At 69.5% G+C, this 21,711-nt stretch carries 14 protein-coding genes; 4 read left to right on the top strand and 10 right to left on the bottom strand.

Annotated elements, in window-relative coordinates; all coding sequences use genetic code 11:
* Window positions 1–94: 94 nt before the first annotated feature.
* The 8 genes from OV208_RS27520 to mxcK all read right to left on the bottom strand — a co-directional run bounded on the left by OV208_RS27520 (window position 95) and on the right by mxcK (window position 13,185).
* The gene (locus tag OV208_RS27520; RefSeq protein WP_267576891.1) at window positions 95–1,372 is read right to left on the bottom strand and encodes a 3-deoxy-7-phosphoheptulonate synthase class II; all 1,278 of its coding nucleotides are present in this window, start codon (window positions 1,370–1,372) and stop codon (window positions 95–97) included.
* A complete protein-coding gene (mxcG, locus tag OV208_RS27515; RefSeq protein WP_267576890.1) occupies window positions 1,369–5,718 on the bottom strand; it encodes a myxochelin non-ribosomal peptide synthetase MxcG in 4,350 nt (1,449 codons plus the stop codon). The genes OV208_RS27520 and mxcG overlap by 4 nt, the downstream gene beginning before the upstream one ends.
* A 37-nt stretch (window positions 5,719–5,755) precedes the next feature.
* Entirely contained in the window at window positions 5,756–6,661 is a 906-nt protein-coding gene (locus OV208_RS27510) for an isochorismatase family protein (RefSeq protein ID WP_267576889.1), read from the bottom strand.
* A gap of 14 nt (window positions 6,662–6,675) precedes the next feature.
* Entirely contained in the window at window positions 6,676–8,310 is a 1,635-nt protein-coding gene (locus OV208_RS27505) for a (2,3-dihydroxybenzoyl)adenylate synthase (protein WP_267576888.1), read from the bottom strand.
* Complete coding sequence (gene dhbC, locus OV208_RS27500; RefSeq protein ID WP_267576907.1) at window positions 8,307–9,557, bottom strand: isochorismate synthase DhbC; 1,251 nt, start codon at window positions 9,555–9,557, stop codon at window positions 8,307–8,309. Before dhbC ends, OV208_RS27505 begins: the two co-directional genes overlap by 4 nt.
* A gap of 144 nt (window positions 9,558–9,701) precedes the next feature.
* The gene (locus OV208_RS27495) at window positions 9,702–10,475 is read right to left on the bottom strand and encodes a 2,3-dihydro-2,3-dihydroxybenzoate dehydrogenase (protein WP_267576906.1); all 774 of its coding nucleotides are present in this window, start codon (window positions 10,473–10,475) and stop codon (window positions 9,702–9,704) included.
* Between the two features lie 159 nt (window positions 10,476–10,634).
* Window positions 10,635–11,918, bottom strand: a complete 1,284-nt coding sequence (gene mxcL / locus OV208_RS27490) for a myxochelin B biosynthesis transaminase MxcL (RefSeq protein WP_267576887.1) — start codon at window positions 11,916–11,918, stop codon at window positions 10,635–10,637.
* 37 nt (window positions 11,919–11,955) lie between these two features.
* Window positions 11,956–13,185, bottom strand: a complete 1,230-nt coding sequence (gene mxcK / locus OV208_RS27485; RefSeq protein WP_267576886.1) for a myxochelin export MFS transporter MxcK — start codon at window positions 13,183–13,185, stop codon at window positions 11,956–11,958.
* 288 nt (window positions 13,186–13,473) lie between these two features.
* Here mxcK and dhaL point away from each other — a divergent pair, with 288 nt between their 5' ends.
* Together dhaL and OV208_RS27475 are read left to right on the top strand one after the other, a co-directional pair.
* Window positions 13,474–15,159 (top strand): dihydroxyacetone kinase subunit DhaL, encoded by a 1,686-nt coding sequence (gene dhaL / locus OV208_RS27480; RefSeq protein WP_267576885.1) that lies wholly within the window; start codon window positions 13,474–13,476, stop codon window positions 15,157–15,159.
* Window positions 15,160–15,336: 177 nt separating this feature from the next.
* Window positions 15,337–16,509: a serine/threonine-protein kinase gene (locus tag OV208_RS27475; RefSeq protein ID WP_267576884.1), complete on the top strand. Its 1,173-nt coding sequence runs from the start codon at window positions 15,337–15,339 to the stop codon at window positions 16,507–16,509.
* Between the two features lie 4 nt (window positions 16,510–16,513).
* Here OV208_RS27475 and OV208_RS27470 read toward each other — a convergent pair whose 3' ends face one another.
* Window positions 16,514–16,873: a helix-turn-helix transcriptional regulator gene (locus OV208_RS27470; RefSeq protein ID WP_267576883.1), complete on the bottom strand. Its 360-nt coding sequence runs from the start codon at window positions 16,871–16,873 to the stop codon at window positions 16,514–16,516.
* A 176-nt stretch (window positions 16,874–17,049) separates the two neighbouring features.
* Between OV208_RS27470 and OV208_RS27465 the strand changes: the two genes are divergently transcribed.
* The gene (locus OV208_RS27465) at window positions 17,050–18,882 is read left to right on the top strand and encodes a serine/threonine protein kinase (RefSeq protein WP_267576882.1); all 1,833 of its coding nucleotides are present in this window, start codon (window positions 17,050–17,052) and stop codon (window positions 18,880–18,882) included.
* Window positions 18,883–18,949: 67 nt separating this feature from the next.
* The gene (locus OV208_RS27460) at window positions 18,950–19,861 is read left to right on the top strand and encodes a DUF2381 family protein (protein ID WP_267576881.1); all 912 of its coding nucleotides are present in this window, start codon (window positions 18,950–18,952) and stop codon (window positions 19,859–19,861) included.
* A gap of 45 nt (window positions 19,862–19,906) precedes the next feature.
* On the opposite strand, the gene OV208_RS27455 is transcribed toward OV208_RS27460, so the two are convergent.
* Window positions 19,907–21,556: a mechanosensitive ion channel family protein gene (locus OV208_RS27455; protein ID WP_267576880.1), complete on the bottom strand. Its 1,650-nt coding sequence runs from the start codon at window positions 21,554–21,556 to the stop codon at window positions 19,907–19,909.
* Between the last annotated feature and the right edge of the window lie 155 nt (window positions 21,557–21,711).

Genomic DNA, 21,711 nt, shown 5'->3' with positions numbered 1-21,711 from the left:
CCGCCACCCATTCGCAATTATGAAAATGGTTCTCATTATCAACGGCGCGACGTTTAGCCGCTTCGGTTCGGGACTGTCAAGGCCGCGCGCCGCGTCAGGCCGCGTGGGCCTGGGGGGCGCGCACGGTGTGGAGGCCGTCCGCGACGCGGAAGGCGAGCTGGAGGGCCTGATCCGCGTTGAGGCGGGGATCGCAGTGCGTGTGGTAGCGGCTGGAGAGGTCGTCCTCGGAGACATCCAGCGGGCCGCCCAGGCACTCGGTGACGTCCTGGCCGGTCATCTCCAGGTGCAGGCCTCCGGGGTGGACGCCCTCGGCGGCGGCGACCTGGAGGAAGGCCATGACCTCCGCGAGGATGCGCTCCAGCGAGCGCGTCTTGTAGCCGTTGCTCGCCTTGTGCGTGTTGCCGTGCATCGGGTCGATGGACCACACCACGGGGCCGCCATGGCGGCTTGTGGCGGCCATCAAGCGGGGCAGGGCGGTGGCGACCTGATCCGAACCGAAGCGCCCGATGAGCGTGAGCTTGCCCGGGATGCCCTGGGGGTTGAGCGTGTCGATGATGCGCAGCAGGTCGTCCGGCTCCATCGAAGGGCCGCACTTGAGGCCGATGGGGTTCTGGATGCCGCGCATGAACTCCACGTGGCCGCCGTCCAACTGGCGGGTGCGCTCGCCAATCCAGAGCATGTGCGCGGACGTGTCGTACCAGCCGCCCGTCGCCTCATCGAAGTGGGTCATCGCCTGTTCGACGTTGAGGAGCAGGGCTTCGTGGCTGGTGAAGAAGTCCACCGGGCGCACGGCGCCCTCGGCTTCCGGGCGGTGTCCCAAGAGGCGGGTCAGGTCGGTGTAGCCCTCGCGAGCGAAGGCGCGCACCAGTTGCAGCGTCTCCGCGGACTGGTGGTACGCGCGCAAGAGGCGCTGCGGATCCGGCGTGCGCTCGCGCGAGTTGAAGTCCATGCCGTTGATGATGTCGCCGCGGTAGCTGGGCAGGGTGACGCCGTTGATCGTCTCCGTGGCGCTGGAGCGCGGCTTGGCGAACTGGCCCGCGATGCGGCCCACCTTCACCACCGGGCAGCCGCCCGCGAACGTGAGCACGCCGGCCATCTGCAACAGGAGCTGGAAGGTGTCCCGGACGTTCTGGACGCCGAACTCCTTGAAGCTCTCCGCGCAGTCGCCGCCCTGGAGGAGGAACGCCTTGCCTTCGGCGACCTGTCCCAGCGCGTCGCGCAGCCGGCGCGTCTCCTCCGCGGGGACCAGGGGCGGCAGCTTCGCCAGTTCGGCTTCCACGCGCGCGAGGGCGGGAAGGTCGGGGTAGTCGTCGGGGATGTAGCGGACTGGCTTCGCGCGCCAGGAGGAGGGAGACCAGGAAGAGTTCGTCACGGGAGCGCCGTTTCTTTCGGAGGCAGGATTCCCTGCGCGACGCAGGAGTCGAGGTAGCGGTAGAGGAGATTCCGGTCGGTGGGAGGGCACACGACGTCCGTGCCCTCCAGGGCGGCCAGCAGTTGCTCGCAGCGGATGGGACCCAGGCCGAAGGCGGGCGTGGAGTCACCGCTGCGCAAATCGAAGAACGCCAGGGTGGCGTCGTGGCCCCCGGAGCCGCGCGCGACACGCTCGCGCCACTCGGGGACATGACAGAGGTCCAGCGGATAGCCGTAGTCGCGCACCCAGCCGAACAGCTCGGACAGGCGCACCTCCGCGGTCGGCGTCAGGTTGAACACGGCGCCCGGATGCGAGCGGCGCGCGAGCTGGACGATGGCGCGGGCGACGAAGTCCACCGGCGTCCACACCTCGCCCACGTCCAACAGGGGCAGGGCGCGCACGGGGAGCCCCGCGAGCACGATGCGCCACACCAGGTCCTGCGTGTTGACGAGCGCGGTGTCCGGAGCGCCCACCACGCGGCCCAGGCGGTACACCGTCGCGGGCAGGCCGCGCTCGGAGGCCTGCTGCACCAGTCGCTCCGCGATCCACTTGCTCTGCTGGTAGCCGTCGCGCAGCCCGGGGTGCGCGGGGACGAAGGCCTCCGGCACGTCCGGCGCCAGGTTCGTCTGGGGCGCCACCGCCAGCGTGGACACGTAGTGGAAGGGCTTGGGGCGCACGGCGGCGGCCAGCTTGAGCAGCTCTCGCGTGCCGCGCACGTTGACGCCCTGGAGGCTGCCGTACTCGCGCACCACGCTGACCACGGCGGCGTTGTGGATGACGGCGTCGCACTCCGCGGCCAGCCCGTGGAAGCGCGCGGCGTCCAGGCCCAGCAGCGGCAGGGAGAGGTCCGCCGGCAGCGCGAGCACCCGCGCCTCCAGCCCCGCCGTGGGGAGCTTCTGGCCGACGAGCGCGGCGCGCAGCCGCTCCAGGGCCTGCGCCTCATCCTTCGCGCGCACCGGGCAGATGACGCGGACATCCGGCTGCGCCAGCAACTGGTGGAGCAGGTGCGCTCCGACGAAGCCCGTGGCGCCCGTGAGGAGGACCTGGCGGAAGCCGGTGCCCAGGCGGGTGGACTCGCGCGCCCAGGCCTCGCCGGTGGTGGCGGGGACGATGTCCAGGCCCAGCTCGGCGTCCGCGAGCATCGCGGCGGTGAGGCCACCGGGCTCGGAGCCCTCCGCGCTGCCGCGCTCCAGGGCTTGGGCGAGGCCCGACACGGTGGGGTGACGGAAGACGGTGGCGACCGGCACCTCGCGGCCCACGGCGATGCCCAGACGGTTGGCGACCTGGATGCTCTGGAGGGACTGGCCGCCCAGCTCGAAGAAGTCGTCCTGGAGCGACGACGCGGCGCGGCCCAGCACCTGCTCCCACACCTCCAGCACCGTGCGCTCCAGCGGCGTGGCGGTGGAGAGCAGCGCGGCGCTCTCATCCGGAGGCAGCGCGTTCTTCAGCGCGTTGCGGTCGATCTTCCCGTTGCGGGTGCGCGGCAGGCGCTCGGCGAACGCGAAGGCGCCGGGCACCATGGGCGCGGGCAGCGCCGTCAGCAGGTGCTTGCGCAGCTCCGCGGGCGTGGGCTCAGGCGAGGCGACCAGGTGCGCGCACAGCCGGCGCGACCCTCCCGGCAACACCTGACCCACGACGGCGGCCTCGCGGACACCCGGATACTTGAGCAACACGGTTTCGACTTCGCCCGGGTCGATGCGGTGACCGCTGATCTTGAACTCGTCGTCCACGCGTCCCACGAAGACGAGCTGTCCGTCGTCGCGCACGCGCACCTTGTCGCCAGTGCGGTAGGCGCGCGGCTGGCCTTCGAGCAGCGCCAGGGTGGTAAAGCGCGCGGCGTTCAACTCCGGGCGACCCAGGTAGCCCCGGGCGAGCGCGCCACCCATCAGGCACAGCTCGCCCTCCTTGCCCGGAGCGGCCAGCCGGCCCTGCTGCGTGACGACGGCCGCGACGACGCCCGGAAGCGGACGGCCGATGGGCACTTCATCACCGGAGGCGAGCGCGTCGGGACCGGCGAGGGTGGCGACGGTGGCCACCACGGTGGCCTCGGTGGGGCCGTAGGTGTTGAGCAGGCGCACGCGGTCGCCTGCGACGTCGCGCCAGCGGGCGATGCGCTCCGGGAGGGCCGCCTCGCCGCCGATGATGACCGTGCGCAGGGAGTCGGGCAGGACGGCGGCGCCGGTGGACAGGCTGTAGGCCAGCTCGTGCCAGAAGGCCGTGGGCAGGTCGAGCAGCGTGATGCCGGCCTCTGCGCAGGCGTCCATCAGCCGGGGCACCGACTGGAGCATCTCATCGGTGCGCAGCACCAGCCGCCCGCCCGCGCACAGCGTGACGAAGATCTCTTCGACGCTCGCATCGAAGTGGAGCGGGGCGAACTGGAGCACCCGGTCCTCGGGCCCCACCGCGTAGCGCTGCGTCGCGCCCGCGACGAAGTGGGCCAGGGCGTCCCGGGCCACCTGGACACCGTTGGGCTGGCCGGTGGAGCCGGAGGTGTAGATGACGTAGGCGAGGCGGGCTTCCGGAGCGGCGACAGGCGCGGCCGGTGTGTATTCCGCGCGCCGCTCCAGCCGCTGCACCACCAGGATGCCGGGCGCGGTGGGATCCGTGTCGGGATTGGGGCGCTCGGACACCAGCATCACGGACGGCTGGGCATCCTCCAGGATGGCCGCGTTGCGCGTGGCCGGACCGGTGGGATCGATGGGCAGGTAGCCCGCGCCCGCGAACAGGATGCCCAGGCTGGCGACGATGGCGTCGGTCCCCCGGGGCACCTTCACCGCCACCGCCGTGTCCGGCGTCACGCCTGATTCCCACAGTCGCAGGGCCAGGGCCTGGGACGCCACCACCAGCTCGCGGTACGTCATCCGCCAGCGGCCATGCTCCAGCGCGATCGCGTCCGGCCGGACCTCGGCCTGGACCTTCAGCAGCTCCAGCACGGGGCGCACGACAGGCACCGGCCCGCCGTCGAGCACCGACGCGTCCGGACCGGCGACCCCGCTCTCGCCCCAGCTCGCGAGGCCCCGACGCACGGGCTGCTCCGGCGCGGCGAGCAGGGACTCCAGCAGTTGGAGGAAGCCGCGCTGGTGCACGGCCAGGGACTCCTCCGTGTAGCAGGACGGGTTCGCATCCAGATCGACGCGCAGCTCCTTGCCGCCCGAACGCGCATGGAAGCCGAAGGACAGGTCCTCCACGGGGCCGGCGGAGATGTTGTGTGCCGTGGCCTGCACGCCCGCGAAGTCCAGGGCGTAGTCGAAAGGCATGATGTTGACGACGGGACCGAACAGCTTGCGCTGCCCGCCGACGAGGCGCAGGTCGCGCCGCAGCTGCTCGTACCGGTAGCGCAGGTGAGGACGCGCGGCCTTCATCTCCGCCGCCACGTCACGGGCCAGCACGTACAGCCCGGCGTCGGGGCGCACGGCGATGCGCAGCGGCACGATGTTCATGGCCATGCACGGCACCTTGAGCGCCGCCGAACCCAGCCGTCCCATCACCGGCAGGCCCAACACCGCTTCCGGTGCGCCCGTCCGCTGATGCAGGTAGATGGCCGTCACCGCCAACACCAGGTCGGACCAGCTCACGCCCGCCTGCTTCGCGCCGGCCTGCAACGCCGCCATCAGCTCCGGGGACAGGTGCTCCGAGCGCCGCAGGAAGCGCGATGACATGGGCGCGGCCTCCGCCAGCAGCGCGGGTACGGGTGCGTCCTCGAAGCGGTTCACCCAGAAGTCACGGTCCTTCTGGAGCTGGGGACCGGCTCGGTACGCCACGTCCTCGTCCAGCACGGGGCCCAGCCGGTTGAAGCCCACGGGGGCCAGCTTGCCGTTCGCCTCCGCCGAGTAGAGCTCCGCCACCCGCCGCGCGAGCAGCGAGAAGCCGTAGCCGTCCATCGCGATGTGGTGGATGCGCTGGAACCAGAAAGAGCGCTCCGGCCCCACGGTGAGCAGGGCCTGGGAGAACAGCGGCCCCGTCGCCAGGTCCACCGTGCGGCCCAGGTCCTTCCACATCCACTCTTGCGCGGCGGCCCAGGGGTCCGTCTCCGCGCTCAGGTCCACGCGGTGCAGCGTCCACTCCGTGCCCGCGTCCATGCGCTGCACGGGCCCGCCGTCACCCGTCACGAAGCGTGAGTGCAGCGCGTCCGACTCCGCCACCGCGCGGCGCAGGGCGGATTCGAAGCGCACCGGATCCACCGCGCCCCGGAACTCGATGCACTCCCCGGCGTTGTACACCGGGCTCTGGAGGTCGAGCTGTTGCCCCACCCAGATGCCGTGCTGGGCCGCTGAGAGCGGGCGGTTCTCGTCCTGGAATGGGTGCATGACGGGGGGAACTCCGAGGGGGAAGGGGTGCGACGGATTACGAGGCGCGAGCGCCGGGCGCGACGGAGACGGGCTGCTTCGAGGAGAGCAGCGCGTACCAGTCGGTGAGCGTCGGCTTCTCGGCCAGCTCCACGAAGGACACCTCCGTGCCGTGCTGCCGCCAGCGCTCCACCAGGCTCATGAGGCGGATGGAATCCATGCCGCGCTCCAGCAGGTTTTCATCCTCGCCAATCGCCGCCACGGGCTCCATCAACAGCTCCGCCACGTCCGAGCGCAGCTGCTCGCGGTCCACCGACGGCGCGGCCAGCGGCATCGCGTCCATGAGCTGCTGCGTGGAGGTGACGAACGCGACCAGCTGCGAGGCGTAGTCGAGCGCCAGCCGGTGCTTCTCCAGCGAGAAGTCCGCCACCGCGTCCGCGACGAGGAAGGGACGCACCTCGCTCATGGAGCCGTCGCTGGCCGTCTGGAGGCAGCCGATGTGCGCGTAGATGCCGCAGATGATGAGCTGGTCGCGGCCCTGATCGCGCATGACCTCCATCAGCCGGGTGTTGCGAAACGCGCTGTAGCGCCACTTGGTGAGGAGGATGTCGCCCTCCGCGGGGGCCAGCGCGTCGATGATCTTCTGCTTCTGCTCCGGTCCACCCCGGAGCCCCTTGCCCCAGAAGTCCAACTGGAGGCCGCGCTGTTCGGGCGTCTGATCCGGCGGCTGCGCGGAGTACACGACGGGGATGCCCAGCGCCGTGCAGTGCGCGCGAATGCGCTGGATGTTGGCGACCAGCTCCGTCACCGGGGACTGCCCTTGCGTGAAGGCGTCCACGAAGTAGCGCTGCATGTCGTGGATGAGCAGGACGGCGCGCTTGGGATCCGGTGTCCAGGAAATCTTGTTCCGGGGCAGATCCGCCGCTCCGGGCATGGCGTAGGGGGCAATGGCAGGCAGGGCCATGGAGGGCTCCAGGTTCAAACAGAAGAAGGGTTGAGGGACTGTCGGAGGCTGTCGCGTAGCGCCTTCTTGCTGACCTTGCCGACCCCCGTCTGGGGGAAGGCCGCGACGAACTCGATGCGGTCCGGGATCTTGAAGGCGGCCAGCCCGCGCTGGCGCAGGAAGGCGTTGAGCACCGACGCGGTCGGCGCTTCGCCGCGCGGGATGACGACGGCGCAGGTGCGCTCGCCCAGGAACTTGTCGGGGATGGCCACCACCGCCGCGTCGCTCACGGACGGGTGCGCGAGCAGGTGGTTCTCCACCTCTTCGGCCGCGACCTTGTCGCCGCCCCGGTTGATCTGATCCTTCGCGCGTCCCTCCACCACGAGGTAGCCCTCGGGCGTCAGGCGGACCAGGTCGCCCGTGCGGTAGAAGCCGTCCGTCGTGAAGGCGCGCGCGTTGTGCGTCTCCGCGTTGTAGTAGCCGCGGATGGTGTACGGACCGCGCGTGAGCAGGTGTCCCGTCTCGCCGGGAGCCACCGCCACGTCGTCGTCATCCACCACGCGCAGCTCGTCCGCGTCCGACATGGGGCGGCCCTGCGTGGTGACGATGAGCTGCTCGGGGTCATCCAGGCGCGTGTAGTTCACCAGACCCTCGGCCATGCCGAAGACCTGCTGGAGCGCGCAGCCCAGCGTGGGGCGCACGCGAGAAGCGGCCTCGTCGCTCAGCCGGGCCCCGCCCACCTGGATCACCTGGAGGCTGGACAGGTCGTGCTTCTTCGCCTGCGAGGAGTCCAGCCACACCATCGCCAGCGGGGGCACCAGCGCGGTGACGGTGACGCGCTCACGCTCAATGAGCGGGAAGGCCACGTCGGGGCTCGGGTGCAGCGCCATCACCGCCGTGCCACCGGCGTAGAAGGCGCCCAGAACGCCGGGGGAGCTCATGGGGAAATTGTGCGCCGCCGGCAGCGCGCACAGGTAGACCGTGTCGCGGTCGAACCGGCACACGTCCACGCTGGCCCGCAGGCTGTAGAGGTAGTCGTCGTGCGTGCGCGGAATCAGCTTGGGCACGCCCGTGCTGCCGCCCGACAACTGGAAGAACGCCACGTCCGAAGGGGACGGCCCTTCCAGCGTCACGGGGTCGGCGGGAACGGAGGACAGCGCGGTGAACGGACCCGCGTCCCCCAGCACCAGCACGTGCTTCAGCGTGGGCGTCGCGGCGCGCACCTGCTCCGCCAGCGTGCGGTAGTCGAAGCCGCCGAAGCGGTCCGGGATGACATAGGCCACGGCTTCGGTGAAGGCGCAGAAGTAGCCGATCTCCGACGCGCGGTGCGCGGGCAGCGCGAACACCGGCAGCGCGCCCATGCGGAAGAGGGCGAAGATGACCTCGTAGAACTCCGCGACGTTGGGGAGCTGCACCACCACGCGGTCGCGAGCGCGGATCCCCAGCGCGTGGAAGCCCGCGGCCATGCGGTCCACGCGCGCGTCCAGCTCCGTGTACGTCCAGCGGTGCGTGCCCGCCACCAGCGCCACGTGCGTCCCGAAGTCCCGGGCGCGGTCGCGCAGCAGCTGACCGAAGGTCTCCCCGCGCCAGTACCCCGCCTCGCGGTAGCGCTGGGCGAAGTCCTCCGGCCACGTGGGGCAGCCCGCCAGGTGTTCGCGGACGACGCTCACGGCTGCACCCCGGCGCCCAGGCCCATGGCCTGGAGCATGGTGCGGAACTTCGCCTCGGTCTCCGCCAGCTCCGCCTCCGGCGTGGAGCCCACGACGACGCCCGCGCCCGCGAACAGCCGCAGCGAGTTCGCGTCCGCCTCCGCGCAGCGGATGGTGACGGCCCACTGACCGTCGCCGTTCGCGTCGCACCAGCCCACCGTGCCGGTGTAATAGCCGCGCTGGAACGGTTCGATGTGGCCAATGGCCTCGTGCGCCAGCTCCGTCGGGTGACCGCACACCGCGGGCGTGGGGTGCATCGCGAGCGCCAGCGTCAGCGACGTGATGGACGGGTCCTTCAGCTCACCCTGGATGCGGCTGGACAGGTGCCACATCGTCTGCGTGCTCACGAGCGACGGGCCCCTGGGCACATCCAGCGTCTTGCAATAGGGACGCAGCGCTTCGGCCACCGCGTCGATGACGACCGCGTGCTCGTGCAAGTCCTTGGGGGATGTCATCAGCCGCGCCGCACGCGCCTGGTCCTCCACCGGATCCGTGCTGCGCGCCGCGGAGCCCGCGAGCGGATTGGCGATGACCTGCAACCCGGAGCGCGACACCAGGAGCTCCGGGCTCGCGCCGATGAGCGTCCGCCGGCCCGCGCCGGGCGCCGCGTCCTCGCGAGGAGGCAGGTCCACCGCGAACGTGTAGCCGTGCGGGTTGCGCCGGGCCAGGTTGTGCAGGAGCTGGCGCAGGTCGATGGGCGTCGCCGTGTCCAGGTGCAGCGAGCGCGACAGCACCACCTTTCGCAGCGGCCCCTCCTGCATGAGCTTCAGCGCCGCCGCCACGCCGCTCAAGTACGCGGCCGGCTCCGGCACGGGGCGCATCGTGTAGCGAGACGCCAGGGGGAGCTGCGCGGGGGAGGCCGCGTCGAACACCAGCGGGCCCGCGCGCTGCAACGTCATGGGCACCACGAGCTGCGCCTCCACCCGGCCGTCGAAGGGCACCGCGCCCACCGCCACCGGGATGTCGTGCGCCGCCTCACGCGAAGCGTCCAGCACCGCCGCCACCCGCGCGGGCAGGCCCTCCAGGGAGTTCGTCCCGCCCGAGTGCGGCACCGTCGCGAACACGCCGCGCGCCAGCATCGTGCGCTTGGGCGTCGCGAAGAAGAACGACGAGCCGGCGTCGTAGTCGCGCAGCAGCCGCGTCGCCAGCGACTCCTTCTCCGACTCCACCGCCTGCGCCGGGGCCACCCCCAGGCCGTCCACGGGCAGCGTCACACCGCGCGGGTCCTTTGACCCCGTTACGATCTTGGTATCAGTAATCATTCTCAACTCGGAGGCAGGCGAGGGGACACGAAGGTCCACCCTGGAGAGGAAGGGGGTGCTTCAGGGAGACGGAAGCGTCGCGGGCGGGTTTCAGACGCCCAGCGTGGCGCCGCCGTCGATACACAAATCGTGCATCGTGATGTGGCGGGCCTGGTCGGACGCCAGGAACACCACGGAGTCAGCGATGTCGTCCGGCGTGGCGATGCGGCGCAGGGGGATGCCGGTGCGGAAGGACTGCAACGAGCCGGCGATGACGGCCTCCGGCCCGCGGTCATCCGACCAGAGCGCCCGCTGCATGGCGGTGTCGGTGGAGCCGGGGGACACGACGTTGCAGCGGATGCCGTGCTCGGCCAGCTCCAACCCCAGACATTTGGTGAACATGGTGGAGGCGGCCTTGGACGCCGCGTAGGCCGCCATCTGCATGCGCGGCACGCCCGCCGCGTTGGAGCCCACCGTGACAATGGCACCCGAGCGCCGGGGCACCATGTGCCTGGCCACCGCGCGCGAGACATGGAACACGCCGTGGGTGTTGACCGCGAAGGTGCTCATCCAGTCCGCGTCGCTCAACTCCAGCGCCGCGCCCATGCGCAGGATGCCCGCCACGTTGGCCAGCACCTGGATGGGGCCCAGCTTCGCTTCGATGACGGCGACCGCGCCCTCGACGCCGTCCTTGTCCCGCACGTCCACCTTGAACGCGGTGGCCTTCAAGTCCTGCTGGCGAAGCTCCGCCACCAGCAACTCCAGCCCGGCGCTGTTCTGGTCGAACACGGCCACGTGCATGGTGCGCGCGAGCTTCCGTGCGACGGCCGCGCCAATGCCCTGGGCCGCGCCCGTCACCACCGCGATTCCTGTCGGCGTACCCATCATCCGCTTGCCCGGTCCGTCCACTGGAGAATGAGAACGGTTCTCATAATCAGAATCCGGAAGTGCCATGGTCGTGAATTCCTGTCAAGAAGGCTCAAGCCCGAAATGACCCACCGCGTGAAACGCCGCGGTGGGGCGGGCCCATTGTTTGCGAATGTTTCAGGCAGCGCTGGCGGTGGAGCTGGCGGCCGTCTCGCGCAGCACCTCGCCGGCGGCGGCGATGGTGTGGTCGATCTGCTGCTCGGTGTGCACTGCGCTGATGAAGTTCAGGTCGCGGCGCAGGATGACGCCCCGGCGGGCCATGCCGGCCTGGAAGGGGATCATCTTCTGGATGTGCTGGGGGATGTCCTTGCTGAAGCGGAAGAAGGGCACGGCGTCGTAGCCGATGACCTCCAGCGAGGAGCCCGTGGCCTGCGCGTGGGCGTTGACGCCCTCCCGCAGGCGGCGGCCCATGTTGGCGATGTGTTCGATGTAGTTGGTGCTCTTGTATTCCTTGAGCACGGCTTCGCACACGGCCAGCGACAGCATCTCACCGCCGAAGGTGGTGGACACCTGGAGGTCGCTCAGCTTGGAGAGGTACTTCTCCGGGCCGGCGATGGCGGACAGGGGCATTCCCGCGGCGATGCCCTTGGACAGCGTGACGAAGTCGGCCTGGACGCCGAAGAACTGCTGCGCGCCGCCCAGGGCCAGGCGGAAGCCGGTGACGACCTCATCCAGGATGAAGAGCACGCCGTGCTTCGCGCAGGTGTCCTTCACGGCCTGGAGGAACTCGCGCGTGATGGTGCGGTTGTAGGGGATGGCCAGGAGGACACAGGCCAGCTGCGCGCCGTGCGCTTCGATGTGCGCGAGCAGGGCGGGCTCGTCCGGGGGCGTGAAGAGCGGCAGGCGGGTGGTGAGCTTCGCGACGGCCGCGGGGATGCCCGGCGTGTCGTACATGAAGTGGTCGTGCCAGCCGTTGTAGCCCACGGTGACGATGGACTCGCGGCCGGTGATGTGGCGCGAAAGGCGCACGGCGGCGGAGGTGGCGTCCGCGCCCGTCTTGAAGAAGCGGGCCATCTCCGCGCCCGGGATGACGTCCACCAGCGCGCGCACGGAGGAGACCTCCACCGGCGTGGGCAGCGAGTGGATGATGCCCTCGGCCAGGTGCTTGCGGATGGTCTCCGCGACGGCCGGGTGGTTGTGGCCCAGCATGTTGGCGCCCAGCGCCTGGATGTAGTCGATGTACTCCTGGCCGTCCGCGTCCTCCACCAGCGCGCCCTGGCCCTTGGCGAGGAACACCGGGAAGGCGCCAGGGGCGAAGTGGTCCGGCTTCTTCATCATCGTCTGGGTGACGCCGGGCACCAGCTTGCGCGCCTCCGCGAGCAGCTGGTTGGAGCGCTCCAGCTTGAGCTCGCCCACGATGGGGCGCGGCAGTGACGGGTGTCGGGGAGTGGCCTGGGACATGGAAGGGTCCTTGTGTTCAGGGGGTGGAGAGGGATTGTCAGGAAGCGGGGGTGGCGCTCACGGGCACCGCGCGGCCGGCGAAGACCCACAGCAGTCCCAGCGCGAGCGCGGAGATGCCCACGGCGAAGAAGCCCAGCGGCCCGAAGCCGATGAGCGCGCCGTCGGACGCGGTGGCCAGGAGCAGTCCGCCCATCCACGCGGCAAGGCCAGAGGCGCCGTCGCTGGCGGCCATGTTGACCGCGAGGTAGCGCCCGCGAAGGGCGGGCGGCACCCGCGATGCGACCAGCGCCATGGTGGGGATGGCCCGGCCGGAGGTGAGCGTCATGAAGACCACGAACACCAGCGCCACCACCGGCAGGGGGGACGGCGGCAGGTGCGTGAAGAGCAGGTGCGGCGCCATGGTGAACACCAGCAGACCGGCCAGCACCCGCGCGGGTCCCAGGCGATCCGCGAGCCCGCCAATCCACCGCGAGCTCAGGAGCGTCGCCGCGCCGCCGGCCAGATACACCCACGGCAATTCCGACAGGGACAGGCCCAGGTTGCCCACCATGAAGGCGCCCAGGTAGGGGATGAGCAGGAAGCTGGCGAACACCACCGTGAACGTCAGCACCCAGCCCAGCGCCAGCCGGGGCGTGAAGACGGAGGCGGGCGACGAGGCGTCGCCAGGCGCACGCGCAAGGTGACCGTCCACGCGGGGAAGGAAGCGAAGCAGCAGCAGCCACACGAGGCCGGCCACGGCCGCGAGGACGACGAAGGGCGAGCGCCAGCCCCAGAGGTTCGCGAGGCCCAGGCCCAGCGGCACGCCCGCCACCGCGGACAGCGCGTACGCCGTCATCACGGTGCCAATGGCCTGCCCCCGGCGCTCCGCCGGAACGACGTCGCTGACGATGGCGATGACCACCGCGCCCATCAGCCCCGCGCACGCCCCGGCCACGGTGCGCGCCACGAGCAGCCCCACGGCCCCGGTGGCCGCGCCGCACAGGAGCGTGGCGGTGATGAAGCCCGCGTAGAGCATCAGGAGCGTGCGCTTGCGCTCCAGCCGGTCCAACCAGAACACGCCCAGCACGCCCATGGCCGCGGACGCGAGCGTGTACGCGGACACCAGCGCACCGAACCGCGTCGCCGACAGGTCCAGCCGCTGCATCAGCAGGGGCCCCAGCGGCATCAGCATCATGAAGTCGACGACGTGCGTGAACTGCACCGCCGCCAGGAGCCACAGCAGCGTGCGCTCTCGCGCGACCGGGGATGGAACACTCAAGACAGTCACCTGGAATCCAGACACACGTCGGCCCTGCCCCTGTCCGGCAATGCCAGACAGGGTCCGGCCTGGAGCCGACGCACCTCGCGCCGGACCCGCCGCGCTTGTTGCGAGTCAGCGAATGATAATGAGAATCATCTTCATAAACGGGACGAAGTCAATGGAAAACGGGATTCGTGACGCAATCGTCCAACGGAGGGCTTGCCATTCCCCTGCTTGCTTGACGGGCAGGTGGGTGGGCGGAAGGGTGGGGACTGACGCTGTTGGTTCCGTCCCTTTTCCGCCGAGGTCACGAAGGTGAAGAAGCTCGTCAATGCGCCGCTCGAAGTGGTCCGGGAGATGCTGGAGGGGTTCGTGGCGCTCGCGCCCGGACAGGCGCTGCTGGAGGGGGAGACGGTGGTGGTGCGCGCGGACGTGCCGGCGGTGCTGGGCGCGCGGCGGGTGGCCATCCTCTCCGGCGGTGGCAGCGGGCACGAACCCGCGCATGCGGGCTACGTGGGCGCGGGCATGCTGCACGCGGCGGTGGCGGGGGATGTGTTCACGTCGCCCAGCGCGGACGCGGTGCTGGCGGCGATCCGCGCGGTGGCGGGAACGGCGGGCGCGCTGCTCATCGTGAAGAACTACACCGGCGACCGGCTCAACTTCGGGCTCGCGGCGGAGCTGGCGCGGGCGGAGGGCATCCCGACGGAGGTCGTCGTGGTGGCGGACGACGTGGCGTTGCGCGACACGGTGGAGCCCGCGCGGCGCCGGGGCATCGCGGGCGTGGTGTTGGTGCACAAGGTCGCGGGCGCGGCGGCGGCGGCGGGTGCGTCGCTGGCGGAGGTGGCGCGCGAGGCGACGGAGGCGGCCAGTGCGCTGGGCAGCATGGGCGTGGCGCTGGGGCCGTGCACGGTGCCGGCGGCGGGCCGGCCGGGCTTCACGCTGGGCGAGGGCGAGGTGGAGCTGGGATTGGGCATCCACGGTGAGCAGGGAGTTCGCCGCGTCGCGCTCCAGCCCGCGGACGCGCTGGTGGACACGTTGCTGTCGACCATCGTGGAGGACCGCGACATCGGCAGGGGTGAGCGCGTGGCGCTGATGGTCAACGGCCTGGGGGGCACGCCGCCCATGGAGTTGGCCATCATGACGCGCCGTGCGCTGGCGTTCCTGGCGGAGCGGGGCGTGAAGGTGGAGCGCGCGTGGCAGGGCACGTTCCTGTCCGCGCTGGAGATGCCGGGGTGTTCACTCACGTTGCTGAAGGTGGACGACGCGCGGCTGGCGCGGCTGGACGCGGCCACGGAGGCGCCGGCGTGGCCGGGCAGGGGGACGCTGGTCGCGCAGCGCCGGGTGGTGTCCACGCGAGGGGCGCTGCCCACCATCCAGGGACATCCGAAGCCCCAGCCGCAGATGGCGAAGGTCAAGGCGGGAGCGCTGGCGGTGGCGGACGCGTGGGATGCGGCCGAGGCGAAGCTGACGGAGCTGGACAGCGCGGCGGGGGACGGGGACCTGGGCTTGAGCCTGGCGCGAGGCGCGGCGGCCATCCGTGCGTTGCCGGAGGGTGCGTGGGGCACGCCGTCCGGGGCGTTGATGGAGCTGGGGCAGGCGTTGCGGAGGAACATCGGCGGAAGCTCCGGACCGTTCTACGCGACCGCGCTCCTGAGAGCGTCACGCTACCTGACGAACAAGGTCCCGGACGCGGCGGACTGGGCCAAGGCGTTCCAGGTGGCCGTGGAGGCGGTGTCGGAGCTGGGCGGTGCGCGGCCCGGGGACCGGACGATGGTGGACGCGCTGCACCCGGCGGCGGAGGCGCTGGTGCGCGCCGTGCGGGAGGGGAAGTCGCTGGGCGAGGCGTGGGCAGAGGCGACGCTCGCGGCGGAGCAGGGCGCGGAGGCGACCGCGGGCATGACGGCGCGGCTGGGGCGCGCGAGCTACCTGGGCGAGCGCGCGAAGGGGATTCCCGACGCGGGCGCGGCGGCGGTGGTCATCTGGATGAAGGCGCTGGGGTGATGCGCTGGCTGTACTGCTTTGCGCGCAGCAAGCATTGCTGTGGTGGGGAGAGGCTACCTGGTCCCTTAATCCTGGTTGGAGACCTTTAAGGGTCAGTTGGGTGGACTTTTAGGGTCTATTCGGTGGATGCTCGTCGCTGGGCGCCAATGCCCCGTAGCCCCTGCCCGCCGAGGTGTCATGTCCACGTCCACCACCTCCAGCGGAGGAAGTCCCCGGAGCGCGCCCGGAAGACCGCCTCCGCCTGTTCCCGGGAGCCCGCGTTTTCTCTTCTCCATCGAAGGCGTTCGCTATGAAGCCATTCGCGAGCTGATGGTGACGCCGTCCGGGGAGTCGGTGCTGCTGGCCCATCGCCATGGATTGGAGGGTGGGCTTCCCGGCCTGTGCGTCGTGCGCCGCTTGCCCAGTCCCTCCACCTCCTTGCGCCGCAAGCGGCTCGTCGAGGAGATCAAGCTGGCCTTCCGCCTCAACCACCCCGGCATCGCCCAGGTGTTCCAGCTGAAGAGCCACCAGGGCGATCCGCATGTGATCATGGAGTACGTGCCGGGGCCGTCGCTGGAGACGTTGGTGAGCGCGGGCGTCGCACGGTGTCAGCCTGTCTCCGAGTCCTTCGCGCTCTACGTGGGCACGGAGCTGGCGGAGGCGCTGCACCATGCGCACACGCTGACGGATGAGGAAGGCAAGGGGCTGGGCATCATCCACCGCGATGTGAGTCCCCGGCATGTCTTCGTGGGCACGCACGGTGGGGTGAAGCTGACGAACTTTGGCGTGGCCTTCTCGCTGATGGCGTTCCGGATGGTTTCTCCCGAGAGTCTGGTCCGAGGGGATGTCGCCTATGCCTCGCCCGAATACATGGAACGGATGCCGCTGACGCCGCGCTCCGACATCTTCAGCCTGGGCGTGCTGCTGGTGGAGCTCCTGACGGGCACGCACCTGTTCGATGTTCAGGACGCGCCCCGGGAGCCCGCCGGAATGCGTCCACTGCACTCCGAGACGTTTCCTTCCCTTCCGCTGCCCCAGATGCAGGTGCTGCTCTCCCGCTTCGGCCCGGCGGACGTCGAGCGGGCGGTGGCGACGCTGGCGCCGGACGTGAAGTCGCTGTTGCACATGGCCCTGCGAGTCAATCCGGAGGAACGCTTCGCCACGGCGGCGGACCTTCGTGATGCGCTTCGCGCGGTGCTCGCTCAGCGCTCCCCGGGGTACGGGCGCCAGGAGGCCTCCGGAGAGGTCGCGCGGGTCCTGGCCGAGGGCAGTGGCATGCGTGACGTGGTGGAGTTCGGAGAGGCTGGCCTCTTCCCGGAAGGGTTGGATGCGCACGAACTCGAAGCCCTGGTGAAGAAGAACAAGAAGTAGGGCGTCAGCGGGTCAGGACGGTGGCGACGTGGAGAAGCGCTTCGAGCTTCTCCGCGTCCAGCTTGCGCGCCAGGTACAGCAGCCGACGCAGCGCGGGCAGTTCGTCCTCCCGTGCTCGCGGACGCTGCCCTTTGCGTCCACGCACCAGCGCGGTGAGCCCCAGGAGATCCTCCGGGGACACCTTCAGCTCGATGCACAGACGGTAGAGCGTCGGGACGCTGGGCAGCATCTTCCCTCGCTCCAGGCGGCTGTAGACGGTGGAGATGAGCCCCACGCGCTCGCCCACTTCGGCCTGGGTCAGTCCCAATTGTTCGCGGGCGGCACGGGCCGCCATGCCGATGATGATGCCCAGTTCTTCGTTCATGCGGGCTATGTACCTGAAAGGAACCTGGGATTGAATCTGCCGGGCCGTCTCCATGACTGTACGCTGAACAGGTCCAGTGCATGGGGCTGGGATGTGGGGGTAGGGTGGACCGCCTGTCGACGGGTGGGCCGTCGCATGCGAGAGGATGACGCCGTGGAGTTCTGGAGCAGGACGCCATGAGGCGGAGTCCACCCCCGGCGGTCCTGATCCCGGGGGCCCAGGTGATGGGCTACACGGTGGAGCGGCAACTGGGGCAGGGTGGCTTCGGGACGGTGTATCTGGCGCGGTGTGAGGGCCAGCCCTGCGCGCTGAAGCTGCTTCACGTGCCGCGCGTCGGTGGGCGCGTGGAGCGGGAGGTCTCCATCCTCTTGCGGTTGGATCATCCCAACGTGGTGGGGATTCTCGGCCACGGAGTCTGGCCGGTGGTGGAGCCCGCGTTCGCCGTCATCCTCATGGAGTACGTGGACGGACGCCGGCTGGACGTGTGGGCCGAGGAAGAGAACCCATCCGCGCGGCAGGTGGCGCAAGTGGTGCTGGACGTAGCGCGAGCGCTCGCCGCAAGCCACGAGGCCGGGGTGCTGCACCGGGACGTGAAGGAGTCCAACGTCATGGTGCGCTCCGCGGATGGCCTGGCCAAACTGGTGGACTTCGGCATCGGGAACTATGAAGGCGCGCCGGGGCTGACGCCGGACATCCTGCCTCCAGGAACTCCGGAGTACCGCTCACCGGAAGCGTGGGCGTTCTTCCTGCGGAATCGGGGCGTGCCCGGGGCCCGCTACGTGCCGGGGCCTCCGGATGACCTGTGGGCGCTGGGCATCGTCCTCTATGTGTTGCTCACGGCGCGCTTTCCCTTCGAGGGGATGACGGAGCCTGACCTCTGGGACGCCGTCGTGGCCGAAGCGCCGACGCCGCCTCACGAGGTGAACGCGCGAGTGCCCCGGGCCCTGAGCGAGCTGTGCATGTGGCTGCTGGAGAAGACGCCCACGCGGCGCGCTCCGAGTGCGCGGGAGTTTGGCAAGGCATTGGAGGATGTGCTTCGCGACGCTGATGCGGCGTGGGATGTGCCGCTGTGCGACTTCCACGGTGTGGACACCGCGACGACGGAGGGCGACCGGCCCAGCCTCGACAAGTGGGTGATCCAGCCGCAGCACGGGCCTCGTCGTGGCAAGCGCCCCCTTCCAGAGGCTCCGCCCTTGTCGTCCAGGGACAGCCCTTCGGAGGGGGCGACGGAGCCGGTATCGAAGCCGTGGGGAGCCTCGCGTGTTGGGTCGGTGCTGGCCCTGGCGGTGATGGTCGTCGCGCTGGCGGCACTGCTGCTCCGGTGGAGCGCGCGTGTACCGGGGAGTGGGCCTCCCCGTCAGGAAGTAGCGACTTCTGGCAAGTCACCTCAAGCTGACCGGGCCGTGGCTCCCACCGGGCCTGAGGTCCGCTCCGCGGCCGTCGCATTCCCCGCGACGCTCCAGGAGGTTCCCGCCACCGTGACGACGCAGACGAAGAACATTCCCCTTCAGCCCACCCCGAAGCCCATCAAGAAGAGCCTGGGTGCCATGGCTCGGACGGTGGGGACCGTGGCGGCCTGCGCGTCGTTCGCATGCCCCAGTGCACAGGTTCGGCCGGGGCCACCTCCTCCCGAGCGGTGTCCCACGGGAGCGGTCCAGGTCATGGAGAAGCTGGGCATTGAACTGCGCGAGAAACAGCCTGTGGTCTTCATCAAGGGTAGGCCGCGGTACATCAGCGTGCGAAGCGGTCTCGTCGAAGTCCACCTGATTGGAAACATGGATGGCCTGCCAGATAACACCGTGTTGTCAGGACAGCTCTTTGTAAGCGACCGCGTCTACGGGCGCATCACCTGGGCGAAGACGCCGGCCGGAGACAGCTTTCCTGTCTGTTTCGAGATCTATAACGGGAGTGGTGACCCGGGGATGGATCGGGAGGAAGGTGACGACTCCGCTTCCAGCGCCCGCATCTTCACGACAGGTCAGGTAAGGGCCGTGCCCGAATTCAAGTGATCTGCTTCTGACGGGCGAGTTGCTTCTCCTTGGCTCGGAATCCGTTCCACCTGGAAGTGAGCTTCAAGTGCGTGTTTCATGGGCCATTTTTCTGGGGTTCCTCTTGGTTTCCAGAAGGGCAGACGCGGAGCCGGAGACTTCAGTCCAGGGCCCCGGCGTTCGGCGCATCGAATTGATGCCGGACGATGCTGGGGGCCCTCATGAAGTGAGGGTCAGTCCAGGTCTCTCCACGATGTTGCTCTTCGATTCGGAGCTGATTCAGGAGGGATTTGAACTGGAGGGCCGGGACCGCTTCTCCCTCGTGGATGCGGGACGGACCACGGTCCGGCTGATTCCATCCCAGAAGGTCTCTGCTCAGGATCAGTTCCGGCTGATCGTACGGTTCAGGGATGGTCTTGCCCCGGGGAGCGTATCCTTGCTGCTTCGGGTTCATCCCGCGAAGGCGGAGACCCTCGTCGAGGTGTTTCGACAAAAACGTACCCTTGAAACGTATCAGCAGGAAGCCCGGGAGGCTCGTGCGGAAACACTGCGCTGCCAGGAAGACCATGCGCGCCTCCTGGGTGAGCTGACCATGCCAGGGGGCCTTGTGGGACTCATCTCCACAAAGGGCATGGATGAAAAGGGGGTCGCTGGACAAGACCTGACCAAAGCAGGGTTTCAGGCGGAGGGGAGGGGGCTTGAAGTGGTGAGCCTTCGTCTCTACCGCTCCACGGAGCGCGTGGCCGTAGAGGGGTGGATCGCCGTACCGACGGGATCGCGGACGTGGACGGCGAAGGGGGCTGTGATTCGAGGTCGCAACGGAGAGGAGTTGAAGGTGCTCCGCGTGTGGCAGCAGGGCCCCATCCTGCCCGGAAGCAATGACCGCATCATCGTGGAAGCCAAAGCTCCTTCTGGCTCCAATCCAGGCCCCTTCGCGCTCAAGTTGTGGGAGGAAGACGGGCCGCGCAGCCTCACGATCAGCAAGCTGATGTTCCCCTGAGCCTGTGTCTTCCTTTCGGCGGTGATGGGCCCCGGCCGGGCTGAGCTACCGGTTCGAGGCTGCGAGGGCCGGGGGCTCCTCCTCCTCCGGCGCGGCGGAGGTAGCGGGAAGCGACGGGGGCCCCTCGTATTGCACCGACTTGGGGTAGGGAATTTCCAGGCCGTTGGCGTTGAAGGCGTCGAACAACATCCGGTTGAGCAGCCGCTTCACGTCGAAGTGCGTCCCTGGCTGGACCTTGGCTTCAATGCGAATGGTCATCCAGCTCTCGTCCATGCTCTCGATACCCAGCAGCTTGGGCATTTCGGACACCTTGCCCGCCGACAGCATGGGCACCTGCTCGCAGACCTGGCCAATCACATCCAGCACCTTCTTCAAGTCGCACTCATAGGCCACGGCCATGTCCACGACCGCCAGCGTCCAGCCACGACTGTAATTGATGACATTCTTGACTTCACCATTGCGGAGGATGTGAAGGCGCCCGAAGCGATCGCGGATGCGGGTGATGCGAGGCGTTATCTCCTCCACCACGCCCTCGGTATCGTTGATGCGGATGTAGTCGCCGTTCAGGATCTGGTCCTCGAAGAGCAGGAAGATGCCATTGACCATGTCCGTGACGATGGCCTGCGAGCCCAGACCCACGGTGAGGCCGACGATGCCGGCGCCAGCGAGGATGGGGGTGGGATCCACGCCCAGGTCGCTGAGCACCATCATCCCCACCAGGAAGTAGACCAGGTACGTGGAGGCTCTCTGGATGAGGGCGACGAAGGTGTTGCGCCGTCGGGCCTTGTCATCCAGGTCGAGGCCGTCCACCTTGAAGGCCCGGGCGATGAGCAGCCGGACGAACTCCACGGCGACGCTGGCGGCGAAGAACAGGGCGATGACGCGGATGAGCACCGGCCCGTATGGAGCAAAGGACTCCAGGCCCTGGAACCGACGGATGATGAGGGTCGCCACCGAGATGTAGACGATGGCCTCCAGGCTCCTCTGCCCCACGGGGAGCAGCCGGGTGAGGACCAGGAAGTACTCCTCGTACTTCGTGGACGTGCTCTTCGCCCGCCAGGACTCGACCATCCGGCCCGACAGCAGGTGCAGCAAGGACACCGCCAGGCGCCCGCCGCTGATGGACAGCAGCACGAAGACGGTGGTGCCAACGAGCCAGTCGAACGCGGCCGGGGGTTGCAGCGAGGTGATCGCCACGCCCACCGCGACGTATGCCAGCACCAGCTTGATGAAGCCCGGCCCCTGCTCCATCGCCTTCTGGGCATGAGCCCTGTGCTCCGGGCGCAGTTGCCACCCGTTCACCCTGCGCTCAAGCCTCACCAGGAGCCGGTGCGCCGCCCGCTCCAGCACCAGGAAGGCCGTCAGCAACAGCACCAGCAGCCCCGCTCCGCGCCCCAGGGCCGCCAGCCCCTCCACCGTCACCCCCGCCAGCAAGGCCTTGAAGTAGGGCTCCAGATCCTTCTTCGCCCACAGGGAGAAGCCCAGCACGGCGATGCCGGCGATGACCACCACGAAGGACAGGAGGGCGGCGCTCAGCCGGGCGCGCTTGCGAAGGGCATCCGCCATCTGCTCCAGCGCCTTCACACCCATCAGCCGGATGCCCTGGTACAGCAGCGCACTGGAGGCCACGAGCACGGCCCAGAGGATGAGCAGCAGCAACGCCACGCTCAGGCCGACGAGCCATGCGTTGTTCAACTCGACCGTATCCGCAAGTCGGAAGATTTCCATGCGGCGGGGCATAGCACACCAGCGAACACTTCAAGCCCCTGCGCCCGAGGAGGAGCAGCGGCTCCAGTTTCTCACCAGGCAGGAAGGCCGCGAGCTGTTCGCCGTGGTTCCCATTCAGTGCG

It is taken from the genome of Corallococcus sp. bb12-1 (assembly GCF_026626765.1).
Classification (GTDB): Bacteria; Myxococcota; Myxococcia; order Myxococcales; family Myxococcaceae; genus Corallococcus; species Corallococcus terminator.
Note: the sequence above shows the minus strand (reverse complement) of the source record. Positions and strands in the feature narration are given on the sequence as shown.